Genomic DNA, 20726 nt, shown 5'->3' with positions numbered 1-20726 from the left:
ATATTTTTTGTACCTACATCGATGGTCTGCCATGCATTGTTCCGTATGTGAACGCGCAGCCAGTAATGTGGCCTCCGTCTAAGTAAGACAAGGTAAAGAACGAACATGGGCAGCATGCATCCCGTACAGGTGATCGCGGTGACCGGCGGCAAAGGTGGCGTCGGGAAGACTAACGTGTCAGTGAACTTGTCCCTGGCTCTGGCAGAGCTTGGCCGACGGGTCATGCTGCTGGACGCCGACCTGGGCCTGGCGAACGTCGACGTGCTGCTGGGGCTCACACCCAAGCGCACGCTGGCGGACGTGATCGAAGGGCGCTGTGAATTGCGCGACGTGCTGTTGCAAGGCCCCGGCGGGATTCGCATCGTGCCGGCCGCCTCCGGCACCCAGAGCATGGTTCACCTGACCCCGGCGCAGCACGCCGGCCTGATCCAGGCCTTCAGCGACATCGGTGACAACCTCGATGTGCTGGTGATTGACACGGCTGCCGGTATTGGTGACTCGGTGGTCAGTTTCGTGCGCGCCGCCCAGGAAGTGTTGCTGGTGGTCTGCGACGAACCGACGTCGATCACCGACGCCTACGCGCTGATCAAACTGCTTAACCGCGACTATGGCATGAACCGCTTTCGCGTCCTGGCCAACATGGCCCAAAGCCCACAGGAAGGACGCAACCTGTTCGCCAAGTTGACCAAGGTCACGGATCGCTTCCTGGACGTCGCCCTGCAATACGTCGGCGCAGTGCCTTACGACGAAAGCGTACGCAAGGCTGTCCAGAAGCAACGTGCCGTTTATGAAGCTTTTCCTCGTTCCAAATGCGCCCTGGCGTTCAAGGCGATCGCCCAGAAGGTCGACACCTGGCCGCTGCCGGCCAACCCACGTGGGCATCTGGAATTTTTCGTCGAGCGTCTCGTGCAACAAACAGCAGGGCCCGTGTTATGACAGCCAGCGGTTACAACCATCTCTACAAAAAATCGGCACGGGACGCCCAGTACGAATTGATCGAGCGTTACGCGCCACTGGTCAAGCGCATCGCCTACCACTTGCTGGCGCGTTTGCCGGCCAGTGTCCAGGTCGAGGACTTGATCCAGGCGGGCATGATCGGCCTGCTCGAAGTGTCGAATAAATACGACGCGAGCAAGGGCGCCAGTTTCGAGACATACGCCGGTATCCGTATCCGCGGGGCGATGCTCGATGAGGTCCGCAAGGGCGACTGGGCGCCGCGTTCGGTGCATCGCAACACCCGCATGGTCAGCGACGCGATTCGTGCGATTGAAGCGAAAACCGGGCGAGACGCTAAAGATCACGAAGTTGCGGCCGAACTCCAGTTGAGTCTCGATGATTATTACGGGATTTTGAACGATACCTTGGGCAGTCGCCTGTTCAGTTTCGACGACCTGTTGCAGGACGGCGAACACGAAGGGCTGCACGAGGACGGCGCGAGTGCTCACATGGAGCCGTCGCGCGACCTGGAAGATGAACGTTTCCAGAGCGCCCTGGCGGATGCGATTGCCAATTTGCCGGAGCGTGAGCGACTGGTCTTGGCGCTGTACTACGACGAAGAGCTGAACCTCAAGGAAATCGGTGAGGTCCTGGGGGTCAGCGAATCGCGGGTCAGCCAGTTACATAGCCAGTGCGCGGCCCGCTTGCGGGGGCGTTTGGGGGAGTGGCGAGCGCGCTGACGAGCAGTGTGGGGACGCTGCGAGCGGGGCTGGCATGGCGTATGCCGGGCCAGTCTCCATCCGTTGTGCTCCATACCGTTGTCGAGTGTTGTGCCGGATTGATTGAAATGGCGCGTCCAGGTGCTGGGCGCGTTTAAGACTGCTTGGAGGTCGAATTGGACAAGAACATGAAAATCCTCATCGTTGATGACTTCTCAACGATGCGGCGGATCATAAAAAACCTGTTGCGTGACCTCGGGTTCACCAACACGGTCGAGGCCGACGATGGCACAACCGCCATTCCGGTCCTCAACAGCGGGAGCATCGACTTTCTGGTGACTGACTGGAACATGCCTGGCATGACCGGTATCGACTTGCTGCGCCACGTGCGCGCCGACGAAAAACTCAAGCACCTCCCGGTGCTGATGGTCACTGCCGAAGCCAAGCGCGAGCAGATCATCGAAGCGGCCCAGGCCGGTGTGAACGGCTATGTGGTCAAACCCTTCACGGCCCAGGCGTTGAAAGAGAAGATCGAAAAAATCTTCGAACGCATCGGTTAACGGCGCCACGGGGGAGCTATGGACAACGAATCTTCAATGGGCGATTTCGAATCGACCCTGAAAAAACATGCCCGCGAACTGGTAGACAGCCTTGAAAAGGGCCGCTTCGGCGATGCGGTTCAAATGATTCATGAGCTCAACCAGACCCGTGATCGCGGTCTGTACCAGGAAGTCGGCAAGCTCACCCGTGAACTGCACAGCGCGATCGTCAATTTCCAGATCGATCCGAACATGCCGCAGGCCGAGGAAGTCTCGCAGATCACCGACGCCACCGAGCGCCTGGGTTATGTGGTCAAGCTGACCGAAGCCGCAGCGAACCGCACCATGGACCTGGTGGAAAGCGCAACGCCCCTGGTCAACGGCCTGAGCGAGGAAGCCCAGGCGTTGAGCACCGATTGGGGACGGTTCATGCGTCGCGAAGTGGGCGCCGAGGAGTTCCGGGAGCTGGCCCGTCGGGTTGACGGTTTCCTGGCGCGCAGCAGCGCCGAGAATCGCGCCGTGGCCAGCAACCTCAACGACATTCTGCTGGCCCAGGACTACCAGGACCTGACCGGCCAGGTGATCAAGCGTGTGACCCAACTGGTCACCGAAGTGGAAAGCAATTTGCTCAAACTGGTGTTGATGGCAAGCCAGGTCGACCGCTTTGCCGGCATCGAACACGACCGTGAAGCGATGCTCGCTGAAAAAGATCCACAAAAACATCTCTCTCAGGGTGAAGGTCCGCAGATTCATGCCGATAAAAGAGAAGACGTTGTGTCCGGTCAGGACGATGTGGACGATTTGCTGTCCAGCCTTGGATTCTAAGTTTTAGCCCTATTTTAGGAGCAGCCATTAATGAGCTTCGGCGCCGATGAAGAGATCCTTCAGGATTTCCTGGTTGAGGCCGGCGAGATTCTAGAGCAACTATCCGAACAGCTGGTCGAGCTGGAAAGCCGACCTGATGATGCGGATCTGCTCAATGCAATTTTTCGCGGTTTCCACACTGTAAAAGGAGGCGCCGGCTTCCTCCAGCTTAATGAGCTGGTGGAGTGCTGCCACATTGCCGAGAACGTGTTCGACATCCTGCGCAAGGGTGAGCGTCGCGTCGACTCGGAACTGATGGACGTGGTGCTCGAGGCCCTGGATGCGGTCAACAGCATGTTCAGCGAAGTGCGCGAGCGCTCGCCGATCACCCCGGCCACCCCCGAGCTGCTCGCCGCGCTGTCGCGCCTGGCCGAGCCGCAGTCGGCTGACGAGGCCATGCCCGTTGCCGAGCCTGTGGTCGAAGAACCGGTTGCGCAAGAATCGGGCGACATCACCGATCATGAATTCGAATCGCTGCTGGACTCGCTGAACGCCGTCAAGGCCGAAGCCGAGGCTCCGGCCGCGCCCGCTGCGCCAGCCGCCGATGCCGCTGCCAGCGATGAAATTACCGACGATGAGTTCGAATCGCTGCTCGACCAACTGCACGGCAAGGGCCAGTTCGCCCCCGATGCGGTCGTAGCGCCGGCGGCCCCGGCTGCGCCAAAGGCAGCGGGGGATGACTCCGACATTACCGACGACGAATTCGAAGCCTTGCTCGACCAGTTGCATGGCAAGGGCAACTTTGCCGTCGACGCGTTGGATTCGGCCATCGCTTCGGCGCCGACCCCGGCCAAACCAGTGGCAGCGGCAGCCGGAAGCGACTTGATCAGCGACCACGAATTCGAATCGCTGCTCGACGAGCTGCATGGCAAGGGCAAGTTCAGCGAAGTCGGCACGGCCGCCGCCGCGCCTGCCGCTGCCGCCACGGCTGCACCCGCCGCCAAGGCCGCGCCGAAGCCGGCCGCCAAGGCGCCGGAACCGAAAGCCGAAACCCCGAAGCCTGCCGCCGCAGTGGCGCCAGCCCCGGCTCGCGCGCCTTCCGCCGCGCCCGCCGAAAAACCGGCGAGCGAAGCCGAGACCACCGTTCGCGTCGACACCGCGCGGCTGGATGAGATCATGAACATGGTCGGCGAACTGGTGCTGGTGCGTAACCGGCTGGTGCGCCTGGGCCTCAACAGCCAGGACGAAGCCATGTCCAAGGCCGTGTCGAACCTCGACGTGGTCACGGCTGACCTGCAAACCGCGGTCATGAAGACCCGGATGCAGCCGATCAAGAAAGTTTTCGGGCGCTTCCCGCGCCTGGTTCGCGACCTGGCTCGCCAGCTCAAGAAAGAAATCAACCTGGAACTGGTGGGTGAAGAGACCGACCTCGACAAGAACCTTGTCGAGGCCCTGGCCGACCCGCTGGTCCACTTGGTGCGCAACGCGGTCGACCACGGCATCGAGTCGCCGGAAGAGCGCGAAGCGTCAGGCAAGGTCCGCAGCGGCAAGGTGATCCTGGCCGCCGAGCAGGAAGGCGACCATATCCTGCTGTCGATCTCCGACGACGGCAAGGGCATGGACCCGAACGTGCTCCGTTCCATTGCCGTGAAACGCGGTGTGATGGACAAGGACGCGGCCGATCGCCTGAGCGACACCGAGTGCTACAACCTGATCTTCGCCCCGGGCTTCTCGACCAAGACCGAGATTTCCGATGTGTCGGGTCGTGGCGTGGGCATGGACGTGGTGAAAACCAAGATTTCCCAGCTCAACGGTTCGATCAACATTTACTCGACCAAGGGCCAGGGCTCGAAGATCGTCATCAAGGTCCCGTTGACCTTGGCGATCATGCCGACCCTGATGGTGATGCTGGGCAACCAGGCGTTCGCCTTCCCGCTGGTCAACGTCAACGAGATTTTCCACCTCGACCTGTCGCGCACCAACGTCGTCGATGGCCAGGAAGTGGTCATCGTACGGGACAAGGCACTGCCGCTGTTCTACCTCAAGCGCTGGCTGGTCAGCTCTGCCGCTCATGTGGAGCAGGGCGAAGGCCATGTGGTGATCCTTTCGGTGGGCACCCAGCGGATCGGCTTCGTCGTCGACCAGTTGGTGGGCCAGGAAGAAGTGGTCATCAAGCCGTTGGGCAAGATGCTCCAGGGCACCCCGGGCATGTCCGGCGCCACCATCACCGGCGACGGCCGCATCGCGTTGATCCTCGATGTGCCTAGCATGCTCAAGCGCTACGCCGCTCGGCGTATTTGATTCTGGAGGGGCGCGGCCCGACGCCGCGCCTTGTCTAACGGAGTGTTTATGGTAGTTAAAGTCCTGGTGGTGGACGATTCGGGGTTTTTCCGCCGCCGCGTCTCGGAAATTCTTTCAGCGGACACGAGCATTCAGGTCGTCGGTACGGCGACCAATGGCAAAGAGGCGATCGATCAGGCCCTGGCGCTCAAGCCGGACGTGATCACCATGGACTACGAGATGCCGATGATGGACGGCATCACGGCAGTGCGGCATATCATGCAACGCTGTCCGACCCCGGTTTTGATGTTCTCGTCCCTGACCCATGAAGGCGCCCGAGTCACCCTCGATGCGCTGGATGCCGGGGCGGTGGACTTCCTGCCAAAGAACTTTGAAGACATCTCGCGCAACCCGGACAAGGTCCGCCAGTTGCTATGTGAGAAGGTCCACAGTATTTCCCGCAGTAACCGCCGCGTCAGTGCCTACAGCGCACCGGCGTCAGTGCCGGCTGCTGCGCCAGCACCAACGCCTGCGCCTTCTGCGTCGAGCAGCTTCAGTTCGGCGCCGGTTCGCAGTGCTCCTGCGCCGGCGCCCGCTCGCCCGGCGCCCGCCAGCCCGTCGTCGCCAGCGCCCAAGCGCAAGGCCTACAAACTGGTCGCCATCGGCACGTCCACGGGCGGCCCGGTTGCGCTGCAACGGGTCTTGACCCAGCTGCCAGCGAACTTCCCGGCCCCGATCGTGTTGATCCAGCACATGCCCGCCGCGTTCACCAAGGCGTTCGCTGAACGTTTGGACAAACTGTGCCGCATCAGCGTCAAGGAAGCCGAGGATGGCGACATCCTCCGTCCAGGCCTGGCGCTGCTGGCACCGGGTGGCAAGCAGATGATGATCGACGGCCGTGGCGCGGTGAAAATCCTGCCGGGCGATGAGCGCTTGAACTACAAGCCTTGCGTAGACATCACCTTCGGTTCCGCGGCGAAATCCTACGGCGACAAAGTTCTGGCGGTGGTGCTCACCGGCATGGGTGCCGATGGCCGCGAGGGTGCGCGCCTGCTCAAGCAGGGCGGCAGTGCGATCTGGGCCCAGGACGAGGCCAGTTGCGTGATCTACGGCATGCCCATGGCGATCGTCAAGGCCGACCTGGCTGACGCGGTCTACAGCCTGGACGACATGGGTAAACATCTGATCGAGGCGTGCCTGTAATGGATGTGCTCAGTCTGATCGGCATCATCATGGCGTTCGTCGCCATCATTGGTGGCAATTACCTGGAAGGCGGTCATCTCGGTGCGCTGGCCAACGGCCCGGCCGCGTTGATCGTGATCGGTGGCACTGTAGGCGCTGCGCTGTTGCAGTCGCCGATGAGCGCCTTCAAGCGCGCCATGCAGGTCCTGGTGTGGATTCTGTTTCCACCTCGGGTCGACCTGGCCGGCGGCATCGACCGCGTAGTCAACTGGAGCCTGACCGCCCGCAAGGAAGGCCTGCTTGGGCTGGAAGGGGTGGCCGATGCCGAACCCGACAGCTACTCGCGCAAGGGCCTTCAATTGCTCGTGGACGGCGCCGAACCCGAAGCGATTCGCAGCATCCTGGAGGTGGATTTCTACACCCAGGAAAGCCGCGACATCGAAGCGGCCAAGGTGTTCGAGAGCATGGGAGGCTACGCGCCGACCATCGGTATCATCGGTGCTGTCATGGGTTTGATCCATGTGATGGGCAACCTGGCCGATCCGTCGCAACTGGGCAGCGGCATTGCCGTGGCATTCGTTGCCACCATCTACGGCGTGGCGAGCGCCAACCTGGTGCTGCTGCCGATCGCGGCCAAGCTCAAATCCATTGCGTTGCGCCAGTCGCGCTACCGCGAAATGCTGCTGGAAGGGATCCTGTCGATTGCCGAAGGCGAGAACCCGCGTTCCATCGAGTTGAAGCTCCAGGGCTTCATGGACTGATGGGGGAAATGGCAGATGGCGCGTCGCAGACATCGTGAAGAACACGTCAACCATGAACGCTGGCTGGTTTCCTATGCCGACTTCATCACGCTGCTGTTCGCCTTTTTTGTGGTCATGTATTCGATCTCTTCGGTGAACGAAGGCAAGTACAAGGTCATTTCCGAAGCGTTGATCGGCGTCTTTACCGATTCGGACCGCGCCCTCAAGCCGATTCCCATCGGCGAAGAGCGTCCGAAGACGACGACCCCGGCCAAGCCGCTGGTCAAGGACAGCGAACAGGTCGACGCCGGCATTGCCGGTGGCAGCGATCCGTTGAAGAGCATTGCCGATGACATCAGTTCGGCGTTCGGCGACCTGATCAGTTCCAACCAGATGACCGTGCGTGGCAACGAGTTGTGGGTCGAGATCGAACTCAACTCCAGCCTGCTGTTCGGCAGCGGCGATGCCATGCCCAGCGACATGGCGTTCAACATCATCGATAAAGTGGCGGCGATCCTGAGACCGTTCGACAACCCTATCCACGTCGAAGGTTTCACCGACGACCAGCCGATCCGCACCGCGCAGTACCCCACCAACTGGGAATTGTCGTCGGCCCGTTCGGCAAGCATCGTGCGCATGCTCGCCATGCAGGGTGTCAACCCGGGCCGCCTGGCGTCGGTGGGGTATGGCGAATTCCAGCCGGTGGCCAATAACGCCACGGCCGAGGGGCGCGCACGCAATCGACGGGTGGTGCTGGTGGTTTCGCGCAACCTCGATGTGCGTCGCAGCCTGACCGGTACCGGCACCGCCAACGCAAAGCCCGATGCGGCATTGAAGCGGGCTGGCACACAAACTGCACCGACCCCGGTCAAGTCGCCGGATAGACAGAACGCCGTCAATTCTCCGTCACCGGCTTTATAACCGAGCTATTTCTCGGTCGAGCACGTCTCGACCGGGAGGAACGATCCGAATGAGAGTCTGGGCAGTCGCCAATCAAAAAGGTGGTGTGGGCAAAACCACATCCTCCATCGCTTTAGCCGGTTTGCTGGCCGAGGCCGGCAAGCGTGTGGTCATCGTCGATCTGGACCCCCATGGCTCGATGACCAGTTACTTCGGCTACGATCCCGATAGCCTGGAACACAGCAACTATGATTTGTTCCTGCACAAGGGCAGCGTGCCCGAAGGCTTGCCGGGGCAGTTGCTGCTGTCCACCAGCGACGAGCGGATCTCCTTGCTACCGTCGAGCACCGCCCTGGCCACCTTGGAGCGCCAATCGCCCGGCCAGAGCGGCCTGGGCCTGGTGATCGCCAAGAGTCTGGCGCAGCTGTGGCAGGATTTCGATTACGCGATCATCGACAGCCCGCCGTTGCTGGGCCTGCTGATGGTCAATGCCTTGGCCGCCAGCCAGCAATTGGTCATTCCTGTGCAGACCGAACACCTCGCGGTGAAGGGCCTGGAGCGCATGGTCAACACCCTGGCGATGGTCAACCGTTCACGCAAGCAGTCGCTGGCATTCAATATCGTGCCGACCCTGTTCGACCGTCGTACCCAGGCGTCCCTCGGCACCTTGCGAGTGCTGCGCGACATGTACCCGGACGACATCTGGCAAGGCTACATCCCGGTGGACACACGTTTGCGCGACGCCAGCCGCGCCGGCGTGACACCGTCGCAATTCGATGGCAAAAGCCGTGGTGTACTGGCCTATCGCGCGCTTCTCAAGCACCTGCTGGCCCAGCAGCTCGTTGCGCAGCAGGTGGCTTGAGTTGATGAAGTTCTCCTTAGACGTTGTGCTTGCTTGCGGGCGCTCAAGTCCTGCCGTATCCATGCCGATAACCTTTTCAAGTGGCGCACAGTTCCCATGAACCGCCCCATCAAGACAACTTCGCGTCCCCAATTGGCCCTGCAGTCCTATCTGGATGGGCTGTTGCAGGAAGCGACCGATGAATTGCCAGCGCAGCCGAGCGCGTTCCAGGCGTTGCCCGAGCCTGTCGAAGCCGAACCCGCGCTCGACGAGTTCCAGGCCGCCGTGCTCGAGGAGCAGGCCCGTGATGCACAGGCTTCAGCGGTTGTGACAGCGGTGGAAGCGCCGTTCGTCAAGCCGCAGTTGGCGGTGATGGAAGCACCCGCACCGATCCTGGCGCCGGTCTCCACCGTCGCGCCATTGTTGCAGGGGTTGGTGACGCCGGTAGTGGAAATCCACATGCCGCCGAGCAACACGCCGCCGCCGGCGCCGGGCGATGATCGCCCGGCGTGGGCCGCCGAGCCGTTCGAGTGCTTGTTGTTCGATGTGGCCGGTTTGACGCTGGCGGTGCCGCTGGTGTGCCTGGGATCGATCTACTCCCTGGCCGGGCAGGAATTGACGCCGTTGTTTGGCCAACCGGAGTGGTTCCTCGGAATCCTGCCGAGCCAGGCCGGCAACCTGAAAGTGCTGGACACCGCGCGCTGGGTCATGCCGGATCGTTATCGCGATGATTTTCGCCAGGGCCTGCAGTACGTGATTTCTGTGCAGGGCTACGAATGGGGATTGGCGGTGCATCAGGTCAGCCGTTCGCTGCGCCTGGACCCGAACGAGATCAAGTGGCGCAGCCATCGAGGGCAACGGCCATGGCTGGCCGGTACGGTGATCGAACACATGTGCGCCTTGCTGGACGTTTCCGAACTGGCGGAGCTGATCGCCAGCGGCGGGGCAAAACACCTGGACGGCGCCAAGCCGGTCCGGAAACCGAAATAAGACAACCGGCGGCGCAGGGCGACGCCGGACAGAACACACACCGCCACAGGCGGTTTTTCGAGGGGTCAGGGTATGAATGATAAGGCGTCGTCTCTCAAGGGTTCCGAAGATCCGATCTTGCAATGGGTGACTTTCAAGCTCGATAACGAAACCTACGGCATCAACGTGATGCGCGTGCAGGAAGTGCTGCGCTACACCGAGATCGCCCCGGTCCCGGGTGCGCCAAGCTACGTGCTGGGCATCATCAACCTGCGTGGTAACGTCGTGACCGTGATCGACACCCGTCAGCGTTTCGGCTTGAACTCCACCGAGGTCAACGACAACACCCGTATCGTGATCATCGAGGCGGACAAGCAAGTGGTCGGTATCCTGGTCGACAGCGTTGCTGAAGTGGTTTACTTGCGTCAGTCGGAAATCGAAACCGCGCCTAACGTCGGTAACGAGGAATCGGCCAAGTTCATCCAGGGCGTCTGCAACAAGAACAACGAGTTGCTGATCCTGGTCGAACTGGAAAAAATGATGAGCGAAGAAGAGTGGTCGGAACTGGAGAGTATCTGATTTGATTCTTGAGGTAGCAGTCATTGTCCTGTTCCTTTTCTGGGCAGGCACGCTGGCGATGTTTTTGTCCTACATACGTGGCCAGCGGGAAATCGCCGCTCAACAGGCCCAGGGCGATGCGCTGCGCGATCAGCGCATCCGGGACCTGGCCAAGCGTGTCGACGACTATCAGAACGGCGCCGTGCGCATGGGCGAAGCGCTCCATGAGCTGCGTGCCGTCGTCGCGCCATTGCCGGACAAACTGGCGCAACTGGAACAGCGCGACCCCTCCAGCCTGTCCTTTGCCCAAGCCGCCCGGCTGGTCGGCATGGGCGCCAGCATCGACGAACTGACCCAGGCGTGCGGCCTGACCCAGGCCGAAGCCGAATTGATGAGCAAGTTGCACAAGGGCGGCTGATATCTATCTATCCCCCAGGACCCATGTGGGAGCGAGCTTGCTCGCGATAGCGGTGTGACAGTCAGCAAATATGCTGAATGTATGACCGCCATCGCGAGCAGGCTCGCTCCCACAGGTTTTTCTGGCGTTCAGAAATAATCATTCCAGCCCAGCCACCGTGGCGAGGGAGCTTGCTCCCGCTGGGCCGCGCAGCGGCCCCAAGTTTTTACGACTGCTTCGCAGCCGAGCGGGAGCAAGCTCCCTCGCCACGGGATAGTGCCTTCAGCGATTAGTAATTAGCGGTGTGACAGTCAGCAAATATGCTGAATGTATGACCGCCATCGCGAGCAGGCTCGCTCCCACAGGTTTTTCTGGCGTTCAGAAATAATCATTCCAGCCCAGCCACCGTGGCGAGGGAGCTTGCTCCCGCTGGGTCGCGCAGCGGCCCCAAGTTTTTACGACTGCTTCGCAGCCGAGCGGGAGCAAGCTCCCTCGCCACGGATAGCGTCGTCGCTGATCGCTGATCATTCCCGCGTTCCGTGACCTCTGTGTGGGAGCGAGCTTGCTCGCGATAGCGGTGTGACAGTCAGCAAATATGCTGAGTGTATGACCGCCATCGCGAGCAGGCTCGCTCCCACAGGTTTTTTCTGGCGTTCAGAAATAATCATTCCAGCCCGGTCCCCGTGGCGAGGGAGCTTGCTCCCGCTGGGTCGCGCAGCGGCCCCAGCTTTTACGACTGCTTAGCAGCCGAGCGGGAGCAAGCTCCCTCGCCACGGGGTAGCGCGTTCAGCGATTAGTAATCATCCCCACGCTCCGTCACGTCTTTCTCGATGTTTTGCGCATGCGGGTCGAAGCCCTGGGGAAATTTGCCCTTCAGGTTCCAGGCAAACGCAATGATTTCGGCAATCGTGCGGTACAACTCTTCCGGAATGCTGTCGCCCAGCTCCAGCCGTGCCAGCAACTTCACCAGTTCAGCATTTTCGTAGATCGGTACTTCGCTCTCGCGGGCGATGCGCAGGATTTCCTCGGCCAGGGCTTCGTCGCCCTTGGCGGTGAGGGTGGGGGCGTGGTGGCCGTCGTACTTGAGGGCGATGGCCTGGCGGGGTTCGGTGTGGGTTGTCATGCGGTTTCGTCCACCCAGCGTTGTTCCAGCCGGGTCTTGGGTCCTTGGGGCGGGGTGCCGAGGTGGCAGTCGAGGTCGCCGACATTCAACCCGCACGTCACAAGGCGCTCGCGCAATGCGGTCAGGTTCATTTCGATCAGGCCCGCGGTGTACGCTCGTTCTGCCCACAGCTGACTGGACAGGCTGCCACTGAGCAACTGGGCCTGGATCTGCAGCGGCCCCAGCGGTTCCATGTCGAAGGCCAGCTCGACCCGCCAGAGCTGCTGTTTCGGTTCGGTTTGTTCGCGGCGTTCGTCCGGTTGTTCCCGGGCGGCGGTTTCCTCGCGCTGGAACTTGACCTGCAACGGCACGATGTCCTGCAGGTTGCGCATCGGAATCTCCAGTTGCCAAGTGCTCATCAACCGGCCGTCATCGGTCAGCCCGGTTTGCTCCAGGCTGGACAGCTGATGGCTTTGCAGGCGTGACACGGCGGCGGCCGCCAGGCGCAGCAGATGCTCCAGGTCACCTTCTTCATCCTGACCTTTCAATAATCTGGCGGGCAGCGGAAAGCCGGTGGGTTGTGGCTTGGCGCTGACCTGGCCGAGCATTCCCAGGGCGCTGCGCACGAAGCTGGGCAATGCCTGGGCCAGGGTGTTGGCGGCGATGACCGCGGAGAGGTTGGTGGAAGCGGGCAGGGCGGGTGTCAGTTGGGCGATCAGTTTCAGCAGGTCGCCTTTCATGTCCGGGGCCAGGCTTGGCGGTTGGCCGGCCAGCAGCTTGCTTTCCAGGAACACGCCGCTGGCGGCCATGGCTTGGGCCAGGCCCTTGGGTGTGCTCAGTTGTTGTACGTCCGGCAGGCCAGCCAGCAGGCGTGTCACCGCCGCGCGCAGTTCGGGGCCGGCGTCATCGCTGGCGGGAAGGTTTTGCAGGGCGGTGAGCAGGCTGTCCAGCGAGCCCTGGCGGCTCACTTGTGTCACCAATTGCTGGCTCACCGCCAATTGCTCCTGGCGATTGCTCAAGGGCACGAATTTCAATGTCTGAGCATCCTGTACCTGGGCGCTCAACAGCATGCCGATGCGCAGCGGCTGCGGGCTGTCGATGTCCAGGGTGCTGCCGGCCTGGGCGGTGTTGAGCAGGCTTACCAGCGAGCGATACACCGCCGGTTGCCCGGGCTGTTGCGGCAAGGCCTGGCTGGTCAGCACTTTGCCCTGCAACAAAGTGCCCACGGGCAATTGCGCGGTGTCGATCCGGGTCAGGGCGGCGACGCTGGAGGCGAGGGCCTGCTGCACGGTAATCGCCAGGTTGCTGGCCGAAGGCTGAGTCACGGCCAGGCTGGTGCCCTGGGGCAACGGCTGGGTGCTGGTGGCTTGTACGGTGGCCTGCCGGCCGCTCTCCAGCGTGACCTTGAGCAGCAGTTGGAAAGCCTGGTCCGCCTGCTTGAGCGACAGCACCTCGGCCTTGGCGGTCTGGCCCGGACCGATCAATCCCTCGGCCGGTGCCAGCAGCTTGAGCAACTCGCCCGTGACCGCCGGCATACGCGTCGTTGCCGTGGGCTGGGGCAGCGGCGGGATGTTCATGTCGCCTGTCATCTGCGGTATTACCTTGGGGAAATCAGCGCTCTTGAGAGAAGAACTTCACATGTATAATGCCGCCCGCCTTCCAGAGAGTGGCAAAACCTTGCAATTGTTTGACGCAGCTCTGTGGATCGGGCCGTCAATGCATCTATGCTGCATCACTTTAACGGCTGCCGCACTGCCGACTTGAACCGTATAAGGCTCGTGATCCCTTGACCAGTCCTCTCCTGCAAACCGTCGGCCTCGCCTGTGAGCGAGATCTGCGACTGCTTTTCGAAAATCTCGAATTGAGACTCTCGCCTGGCGATATGGTACAGATCAGTGGCCCCAACGGCAGTGGCAAGACCAGCCTGTTGCGCCTGCTGGCCGGGTTGATGCAGCCCACCGCCGGCGAGATCCTGCTCAACGGCCAGCCGCTGCACAGCCAGCGTAGCGAACTGGCACGCAACCTGCTCTGGATCGGCCATGCCGCCGGCATCAAGGACCTGCTGACCCCCGAAGAGAACCTGAGTTGGCTCTGCGCGTTGCATCGTCCGGCTGGGCGCGAGGCGATTTGGCGGGCATTGGCGGCGGTGGGATTGAAAGGTTTCGAGGACGTTCCGAGCCATACCCTGTCGGCCGGCCAGCAGCGCCGCGTGGCCCTGGCCCGGCTGTACCTGGACAGCCCGCCACTGTGGATCCTCGACGAGCCGTTCACCGCTCTGGACAAGCAGGGCGTGGCGCAACTTGAAGAACACCTGGCCGGCCATTGCGAAAACGGCGGCATGGTGTTGCTCACCACGCACCACACCTTGGCCCGGATGCCCTCCGGTTATCGCAGCATCGACCTGGGGAACTGGGCGGTATGAGTGTCTTTGGCTTGTTGCTCGCCCGTGAGGCGCGCCTGTTGTTCCGTCGTCCGGCAGAACTGGCCAACCCGTTGGTATTCTTCGCAATCGTCATCGCCTTGTTCCCGCTTGCGGTCGGCCCGGAGACTCAATTGTTGCAAACGTTGTCGCCTGGACTGGTCTGGGTGGCAGCGCTTTTATCGGTCCTGCTCTCGCTGGACGGGCTTTTCCGCAGTGATTTCGAGGACGGATCCCTGGAACAGTGGGTCCTTTCGTCGCACCCCCTGGCCCTTCTGGTTTTGGCCAAGGTACTGGCACACTGGGTTTTTTCCGGCCTGGCGCTGGTGCTGCTCTCGCCGTTGATGGCGATGATGCTGGGCTTGCCCGCGGCCTGCATGCCGGTGCTGCTGTTGTCGCTGTTGCTGGGCACGCCGGTGCTGAGCCTGCTCGGCGCGGTAGGCGCGGCGCTGACTGTGGGGCTCAAGCGCGGAGGCTTGTTGCTGGCCCTGCTGATTCTGCCGCTGTACATACCGGTATTGATCCTTGGAAGTGGCGCCTTGCAAGCGGCACTGCAAGGCATGCCGGCAACCGGTTATCTGCTGTGGCTTGGGAGCCTGACCGCCCTGGCGATAACCCTGACACCCTTTGCAATAGCCGCTGGCCTGAAGATCAGCGTCGGCGAATAATAATGAGGCCTGGTCAGGAGTTGACCACTTCCCAGGAAGTAAAGGCCGCCCCAGCGGTTCGCGATAGCGAGCCGCAACCGTGATGGAATCTGCAATGAACTGGACCTGGTTTCACAAGCTCGGCTCACCCAAGTGGTTCTACGGCATCAGTGGCAAAATGCTGCCCTGGTTGAGCATCGCCGCCCTGTTGCTGATCGGCATCGGCGTGGTCTGGGGCCTGGCCTTCGCGCCGCCGGACTATCAGCAAGGCAACAGCTTCCGCATTATCTATATCCATGTCCCGACGGCGATGCTGGCCCAGTCGATCTACGTGATGCTGGCGGTATGCGGCGTGGTCGGGCTGGTGTGGAAAATGAAACTGGCCGACGTAGCCCTGCAATGCGCCGCGCCCATCGGCGCCTGGATGACCGCCGTGGCGCTGGTCACCGGGGCCATCTGGGGCAAGCCGACCTGGGGTTCGTGGTGGGTCTGGGATGCACGACTGACGTCGATGCTGATCCTGCTGTTCCTGTACTTCGGTCTTATTGCGCTGGGCAACGCCATCAGCAATCGTGACAGCGCCGCCAAGGCCAGCGCGGTGCTGGCGATCGTCGGGGTGATCAACATCCCGATCATCAAGTACTCGGTGGAGTGGTGGAACACCCTGCACCAGGGCGCGACCTTCACCCTCACTGAAAAACCGGCGATGCCGGTGGAGATGTGGCTGCCGCTGTTGCTGACCGCGCTGGGGTTCTATTGCTTCTTCGGCGCGGTGCTGCTGCTGCGCATGCGCCTGGAAGTGCTCAAGCGTGAGTCCCGGGCCAGCTGGGTGAAAGCCGAAGTACAGAACAGCCTGGAGGCCGCTCGATGAGTTTCGCGTCATTCGGCGATTTCCTCGCCATGGGCCATCACGGCTTGTATGTCTGGTCAGCCTACGGCATTTGCCTGGCGGTGCTGGCTCTCAACGTGGCGGCGCCGATCCTGGCCCGCAAGCGGTATCTGCAACAAGAGGCGCGTCGTCTGCGCCGGGAGAATGGTCAGTGAATCCGCTGCGCAAAAAACGTCTTGTCATCATTCTGGCGATCCTGGTCGGCGTCGGCGCGGCGGTCGGCCTGGCCCTGAGCGCCCTGCAGCAGAACATCAACCTGTTCTATACCCCGACGCAGATTGCCAGCGGAGAGGCGCCCAAGGACACTCGCATCCGCGCCGGCGGCATGGTGGAGCAGGGGTCGCTGGTGCGTTCCGGCGATTCGCTGGACGTGAGGTTCAACGTCACCGACTTCAACAAGACCGTGACCATCACCTACCGCGGCATTCTCCCTGACCTGTTCCGCGAAGGGCAGGGCATCGTCGCCCTGGGCAAGCTCAATGCAGACGGAGTGGTGGTGGCCGACGAAGTGCTGGCCAAGCACGACGAGAAGTACATGCCGCCGGAAGTGACCAAGGCCCTGAAAGACAGCGGCCAATCGGCGCCCGCGCCCGCGAAGGAGGGTTGATAAGATGACCACCGGTATCTTCATCCCCGAGCTGGGCCATCTGGCGATGATCCTGGCCCTGTGTTTCTCCCTGGTGCAGGCCGTGGTTCCATTGCTCGGCGCCTGGCGTGGTGACCGTCTGTGGATGAGCCTCGCCCAGCCAGCGGCATGGGGACAGTTTGCGTTCATGCTGTTTGCCTTCGCCTGCCTGACCTACGCGTTCATGGCCGACGACTTTTCCGTTGAGTACGTCGCCAGCAACTCCAACAGCGCCTTGCCCTGGTACTACAAGTTCAGCGCGGTGTGGGGCGCCCACGAAGGTTCGTTGTTGCTCTGGGCCTTGATCCTCGCCGGGTGGACCTTTGCCGTGTCGGTGTTCTCTCGGCAATTGCCCCAGGTGATGCTGGCCCGGGTATTGGCGGTGATGGGCATCATCAGCACCGGTTTCCTGCTGTTTTTGATCGTCACGTCCAACCCGTTCGAGCGCATCCTGCCCCAGGTGCCGACCGACGGTCGCGACCTGAACCCGTTGCTCCAGGACATAGGCCTGATTGTCCATCCGCCGATGCTGTACATGGGGTACGTCGGTTTTTCCGTGGCCTTCGCGTTTGCCATCGCCGCGTTGCTCGGTGGTCGCCTCGATGCCGCTTGGGCTCGCTGGTCGCGCCCATGGACCATTGTTGCCTGGGCCTTTCTCGGCATCGGCATCACCCTCGGCTCGTGGTGGGCCTACTATGAACTCGGCTGGGGCGGCTGGTGGTTCTGGGACCCGGTGGAAAACGCCTCGTTCATGCCATGGCTCGTCGGCACGGCCCTGATCCATTCCCTAGCGGTCACGGAAAAGCGCGGGGTATTCAAGAGCTGGACGGTCCTGCTGGCCATCGCGGCATTCTCCTTGAGCCTGCTGGGAACCTTCCTCGTGCGTTCCGGCGTGCTGACGTCGGTGCATGCCTTCGCCTCGGACCCGGAGCGTGGCGTGTTCATCCTGATGTTCCTGATGGTCGTGGTCGGCGGTTCGCTGACGCTGTTCGCCCTGCGCGCGCCGGTGGTCAAGAGCCAGGTCGGCTTCAACCTCTGGTCCCGGGAAACCCTGCTGTTGGGCAACAACCTGGTGCTGGTGGTGGCGGCGTCGATGATCCTGCTGGGCACGCTGTACCCGCTGGTGCTCGATGCGTTGTCCGGCGCCAAGCTGTCGGTTGGCCCGCCGTATTTCAACGCATTGTTCATACCGCTGATGGCGATCCTCATGGTGGTGATGGCCGTCGGCGTGCTGGTGCGCTGGAAAGACACGCCGGTCAAATGGCTGATGGGCATGCTGACACCGGTGCTGTTGGGCACGGCTGCCCTGGCCGTGGTGGCCGGGATCGCCTACGGCGACTTCAACTGGGCCGTGCTGGCGACCTTCGTCCTGGCCGCCTGGGTATTGCTGGCCGGCGTTCGGGACATCTTCGACAAGACCCGTCACAAAGGCCTGATCAAGGGCCTGCCAACTCTGACCCGCAGTTATTGGGGCATGCAACTCGCCCACCTGGGCATCGCCGTTTGCGCCCTGGGCGTGGTGCTGTCCAGCCAGAACAGTGCCGAACGTGACCTGCGCCTGTCGCCGGGCGAATCCATGGACCTGGGTGGCTACCAGTTCGTCTTCGAGGGCGCCAAGCATTTCGAAGGGCCTAACTTCACCTCCGACAAGGGCACCGTGCGGGTCCTTCGCAACGGCCAGGAAATTACCGTGCTGCACCCGGAGAAACGCCTCTACACCGTGCAGAACTCGGTGATGACCGAAGCCGGGATCGATGCTGGTTTCACCCGTGATCTCTATGTCGCGCTGGGCGAATCTCTGGGCGATGGCGCCTGGGCGGTGCGCGTCCACGTCAAGCCGTTCGTGCGCTGGATCTGGTTCGGTGGCTTGCTGACCGGCCTGGGCGGAGTCCTGGCGGCGCTGGATCGTCGTTATCGCGTCAAAGTGAAGACCCGGGTGCGTGAAGCGCTGGGCGTGACAGGAGCCACTGCATGAAACGTTGGTTGATGGTATTGCCGCTGGCGCTGTTCCTGATGGTTGCGGTGTTCCTCTACCGGGGGCTGTTCTTGAATCCGTCGGAGTTGCCCTCGGCGCTGATCGGCAAGCCGTTCCCGGAATTTTCCCTGCCCTCGGTACAAGGCGACAGGACCCTGACCCACGCCGACCTGCAGGGCAAGCCGGCGTTGGTCAACGTGTGGGGTACCTGGTGCATTTCCTGCCGGGTCGAGCATCCGGTGTTGAACAAGCTGGCCCAGAATGGCGTGGTGATCTACGGCGTCAACTACAAGGACGTCAACGCCGACGCCTTGAAATGGCTGGCTGAATTCCACAACCCATATCAGCTCGATATCCGCGACGAAGAGGGCACCCTCGGCCTGAACCTGGGTGTGTACGGCGCGCCGGAAACATTCTTCATCGACGCCAAGGGCATCATCCGCGACAAGTTCGTCGGTGTGATCGACGAACAGGTCTGGCGCGAAAAACTGGCTGGCAAATACCAGGCCCTGGTGGATGAGGCCAAGCCATGAAGCGCTGGTTAGCCGCCGCTGTCCTCGGCTTGAGTCTGTCGGGTGTGGCCCATGCCGCCATCGATACCTATGAATTCGCCAATGACGCGGAGCGCGAGCGGTTTCGCGAGCTGACCAAGGAGTTGCGCTGCCCCAAATGTCAGAATCAGGACATCGCCGATTCCAACGCGCCGATCGCGACCGATTTGCGCAAGGAAATCTTCCGGATGCTCGGCGAGGGCAAGGACAACCAGCAAATCATCGATTTCATGGTGGATCGCTACGGTGAGTTCGTGCGCTACAACCCAGCCCTGTCTTCCAAGACCGCGCTGCTATGGTTCGGCCCCGCCGGGCTGCTGCTGGGTGGTTTCGTGGTGATCGCGGTGATCGTGCGCCGCCGTCGGGTGCAGCGCAGCGCCGCCCCGGATACGCTTTCTGTCGAAGAGCGCCAGCGCCTCGACCAACTGTTGGATAAAACCAAGCATGATTGATTTCTGGCTCGCCGCAGGTCTGCTTCTCCTGGTCGCCCTGAGTTTTCTGTTGATCCCCGTGTTACGTGGCCGTCGCGCCCAATTGGAAGAAGATCGCACCGCGCTGAACGTGGCGCTGTATCAGGAGCGGGTTGCCGAACTGCAGGCCGAGCGGGAAGAGGGCGTGCTCAACGCGTCCCAACTGGACACCGGGCGCGCCGAGGCCGCCCGAGAATTGCTGGCTGATACCGAAGGCGCCGATGCGCCGCGTGAATCACGCCTGGGCAAGCCGTTGCCGCTTCTCGCCGCTGTGCTGGTGCCGGTGTTGGGCCTGGCGTTGTACCTGCATTTCGGTGCCATCGACAAAGTCGAACTGACCCGCGAATTCGCCCAGGCGCCGCAGTCCATGGAGGAGATGACCCTGCGCCTGGAGCGCGCGGTGGCGGCACAACCGGATTCCGCCGAGGGCTTGTATTTCCTCGGTCGGACCTACATGGCGCAGGATCGGCCGGCGGACGCGGCGAAGATTTTCGAACGCACCGTGGCGGTCGCGGGTCGCCAACCGGAGCTGTTGGGCCAATGGGCGCAGGCGCAGTACTTTGCCGATGGCAAGAAATGGTCGGATAAAGTCCAGGCCCTGACCGACGAAGCGCTGAAGCTCGACCCCAAGGAAGTGACCAGCCTTGGCCTGTTGGGCATCGCCGCGTTTGAAGGCGAGCGTTATCAGGAAGCGATCGATTATTGGGAACGCTTGCTGGCGCAATTGCCTGAAGGCGATAGATCCCGCGAAGCGTTGCAGGGCGGCATCACCCGGGCCACCGAGAAGCTCCAGGCCAGTGGGGGCAAGCTCGCCCAGGCGCCGACGGCCAAGGCCGTGGCACTGCTCAAGGTTCGCGTCGACCTGGCTCCGGCGCTCAAGGCGAAGGTGCAGCCGGGCGACAGCGTGTTCATTTTCGCCCGCGCCGTTTCCGGCCCGCCGGCGCCGCTGGCGGCCAAGCGCCTGACCGTCGCCGACCTGCCCGCCAGCGTCGAGTTGGGCGACGCGGACGCAATGATGCCGCAGCTGAAACTGTCGAACTTCCCCGAAGTCCAACTGGTGGCGCGTATATCCCGGGCCGGTCAACCGACCGCCGGCGAGTGGATCGGTCGCAGCCAGCCCTTGGCGAGCAGTACCACCGCACCGCAGCAATTGACCATCGACAGTCCGGACCAATGACAGGAA

At 62.2% G+C, this 20726-nt stretch carries 23 protein-coding genes; 21 read left to right on the top strand and 2 right to left on the bottom strand.

Annotation, left to right across the window (positions count from 1 at the left end; translation table 11 throughout):
* The first annotated feature begins 105 nt into the window (after window positions 1-105).
* From fleN to J3Q04_RS17540, 12 genes are all read left to right on the top strand, one after another.
* Window positions 106-936, top strand: a complete 831-nt coding sequence (fleN, locus tag J3Q04_RS17595) for a flagellar synthesis regulator FleN (protein ID WP_003184001.1) — start codon at window positions 106-108, stop codon at window positions 934-936.
* Window positions 933-1676: an RNA polymerase sigma factor FliA gene (gene fliA / locus J3Q04_RS17590; RefSeq protein ID WP_003184000.1), complete on the top strand. Its 744-nt coding sequence runs from the start codon at window positions 933-935 to the stop codon at window positions 1674-1676. Before fleN ends, fliA begins: the two co-directional genes overlap by 4 nt.
* Before the next feature lie 167 nt (window positions 1677-1843).
* The gene (locus J3Q04_RS17585) at window positions 1844-2215 is read left to right on the top strand and encodes a chemotaxis response regulator CheY (protein WP_003183998.1); all 372 of its coding nucleotides are present in this window, start codon (window positions 1844-1846) and stop codon (window positions 2213-2215) included.
* An 18-nt stretch (window positions 2216-2233) separates the two neighbouring features.
* Complete coding sequence (locus J3Q04_RS17580; protein ID WP_420767365.1) at window positions 2234-3019, top strand: protein phosphatase CheZ; 786 nt, start codon at window positions 2234-2236, stop codon at window positions 3017-3019.
* Window positions 3020-3049: 30 nt separating this feature from the next.
* The gene (locus J3Q04_RS17575) at window positions 3050-5299 is read left to right on the top strand and encodes a chemotaxis protein CheA (RefSeq protein WP_434610292.1); all 2250 of its coding nucleotides are present in this window, start codon (window positions 3050-3052) and stop codon (window positions 5297-5299) included.
* Window positions 5300-5347: 48 nt separating this feature from the next.
* Window positions 5348-6481, top strand: coding sequence for a protein-glutamate methylesterase/protein-glutamine glutaminase (locus tag J3Q04_RS17570; protein ID WP_434563020.1), 1134 nt, complete (start codon window positions 5348-5350; stop codon window positions 6479-6481).
* Complete coding sequence (locus J3Q04_RS17565; protein WP_305499634.1) at window positions 6481-7221, top strand: flagellar motor protein; 741 nt, start codon at window positions 6481-6483, stop codon at window positions 7219-7221. Before J3Q04_RS17570 ends, J3Q04_RS17565 begins: the two co-directional genes overlap by 1 nt.
* 15 nt (window positions 7222-7236) lie before the next feature.
* The gene (motD, locus tag J3Q04_RS17560) at window positions 7237-8121 is read left to right on the top strand and encodes a flagellar motor protein MotD (protein WP_420767362.1); all 885 of its coding nucleotides are present in this window, start codon (window positions 7237-7239) and stop codon (window positions 8119-8121) included.
* A 49-nt stretch (window positions 8122-8170) separates the two neighbouring features.
* Window positions 8171-8962: a ParA family protein gene (locus tag J3Q04_RS17555; RefSeq protein ID WP_420767361.1), complete on the top strand. Its 792-nt coding sequence runs from the start codon at window positions 8171-8173 to the stop codon at window positions 8960-8962.
* Window positions 8963-9058: 96 nt separating this feature from the next.
* On the top strand, window positions 9059-9931 hold the full coding sequence (locus J3Q04_RS17550) for a CheW domain-containing protein (RefSeq protein WP_420767360.1): 873 nt from the start codon (window positions 9059-9061) through the stop codon (window positions 9929-9931).
* Between the two features lie 72 nt (window positions 9932-10003).
* A complete protein-coding gene (locus J3Q04_RS17545; RefSeq protein ID WP_024778681.1) occupies window positions 10004-10489 on the top strand; it encodes a chemotaxis protein CheW in 486 nt (161 codons plus the stop codon).
* A gap of 1 nt (window position 10490) precedes the next feature.
* On the top strand, window positions 10491-10886 hold the full coding sequence (locus J3Q04_RS17540; RefSeq protein WP_434610296.1) for a DUF2802 domain-containing protein: 396 nt from the start codon (window positions 10491-10493) through the stop codon (window positions 10884-10886).
* Between the two features lie 772 nt (window positions 10887-11658).
* Here the strand turns inward: J3Q04_RS17540 and J3Q04_RS17535 are convergent.
* Both J3Q04_RS17535 and J3Q04_RS17530 read right to left on the bottom strand, forming a co-directional pair.
* Window positions 11659-11988, bottom strand: a complete 330-nt coding sequence (locus J3Q04_RS17535) for an EscU/YscU/HrcU family type III secretion system export apparatus switch protein (protein WP_420767903.1) — start codon at window positions 11986-11988, stop codon at window positions 11659-11661.
* Window positions 11985-13556: a flagellar hook-length control protein FliK gene (locus tag J3Q04_RS17530; RefSeq protein WP_434610299.1), complete on the bottom strand. Its 1572-nt coding sequence runs from the start codon at window positions 13554-13556 to the stop codon at window positions 11985-11987. Before J3Q04_RS17530 ends, J3Q04_RS17535 begins: the two co-directional genes overlap by 4 nt.
* 197 nt (window positions 13557-13753) lie before the next feature.
* Here J3Q04_RS17530 and ccmA point away from each other — a divergent pair, with 197 nt between their 5' ends.
* From ccmA to ccmI, 9 genes are all read left to right on the top strand, one after another.
* On the top strand, window positions 13754-14389 hold the full coding sequence (ccmA, locus tag J3Q04_RS17525) for a cytochrome c biogenesis heme-transporting ATPase CcmA (RefSeq protein ID WP_434563026.1): 636 nt from the start codon (window positions 13754-13756) through the stop codon (window positions 14387-14389).
* Entirely contained in the window at window positions 14386-15054 is a 669-nt protein-coding gene (gene ccmB, locus J3Q04_RS17520) for a heme exporter protein CcmB (protein WP_420767900.1), read from the top strand. The genes ccmA and ccmB overlap by 4 nt, the downstream gene beginning before the upstream one ends.
* 94 nt (window positions 15055-15148) lie before the next feature.
* Window positions 15149-15904: a heme ABC transporter permease gene (locus tag J3Q04_RS17515; protein WP_434610302.1), complete on the top strand. Its 756-nt coding sequence runs from the start codon at window positions 15149-15151 to the stop codon at window positions 15902-15904.
* Complete coding sequence (ccmD, locus tag J3Q04_RS17510; protein ID WP_007939192.1) at window positions 15901-16077, top strand: heme exporter protein CcmD; 177 nt, start codon at window positions 15901-15903, stop codon at window positions 16075-16077. The genes J3Q04_RS17515 and ccmD overlap by 4 nt, the downstream gene beginning before the upstream one ends.
* On the top strand, window positions 16074-16529 hold the full coding sequence (ccmE, locus tag J3Q04_RS17505; RefSeq protein WP_434563028.1) for a cytochrome c maturation protein CcmE: 456 nt from the start codon (window positions 16074-16076) through the stop codon (window positions 16527-16529). Before ccmD ends, ccmE begins: the two co-directional genes overlap by 4 nt.
* A 4-nt stretch (window positions 16530-16533) precedes the next feature.
* Window positions 16534-18522 carry a heme lyase CcmF/NrfE family subunit gene (locus J3Q04_RS17500; RefSeq protein WP_434610304.1) on the top strand — a complete coding sequence of 663 codons (1989 nt, stop codon included), beginning with the start codon at window positions 16534-16536 and terminating at the stop codon, window positions 18520-18522.
* A complete protein-coding gene (locus tag J3Q04_RS17495) occupies window positions 18519-19055 on the top strand; it encodes a DsbE family thiol:disulfide interchange protein (RefSeq protein WP_420767896.1) in 537 nt (178 codons plus the stop codon). Before J3Q04_RS17500 ends, J3Q04_RS17495 begins: the two co-directional genes overlap by 4 nt.
* Entirely contained in the window at window positions 19052-19525 is a 474-nt protein-coding gene (locus J3Q04_RS17490) for a cytochrome c-type biogenesis protein (protein ID WP_420767895.1), read from the top strand. The genes J3Q04_RS17495 and J3Q04_RS17490 overlap by 4 nt, the downstream gene beginning before the upstream one ends.
* The gene (gene ccmI / locus J3Q04_RS17485) at window positions 19518-20720 is read left to right on the top strand and encodes a c-type cytochrome biogenesis protein CcmI (protein ID WP_434610306.1); all 1203 of its coding nucleotides are present in this window, start codon (window positions 19518-19520) and stop codon (window positions 20718-20720) included. Before J3Q04_RS17490 ends, ccmI begins: the two co-directional genes overlap by 8 nt.
* The last annotated feature ends 6 nt before the right edge of the window (window positions 20721-20726 follow it).

It is taken from the genome of Pseudomonas sp. D4-21, assembly GCF_051132125.1.
GTDB lineage: Bacteria > Pseudomonadota > Gammaproteobacteria > Pseudomonadales > Pseudomonadaceae > Aquipseudomonas.
The sequence above is the reverse complement of the archived record's forward strand: the minus strand, read 5'-3'. Positions and strand labels throughout refer to the sequence as shown.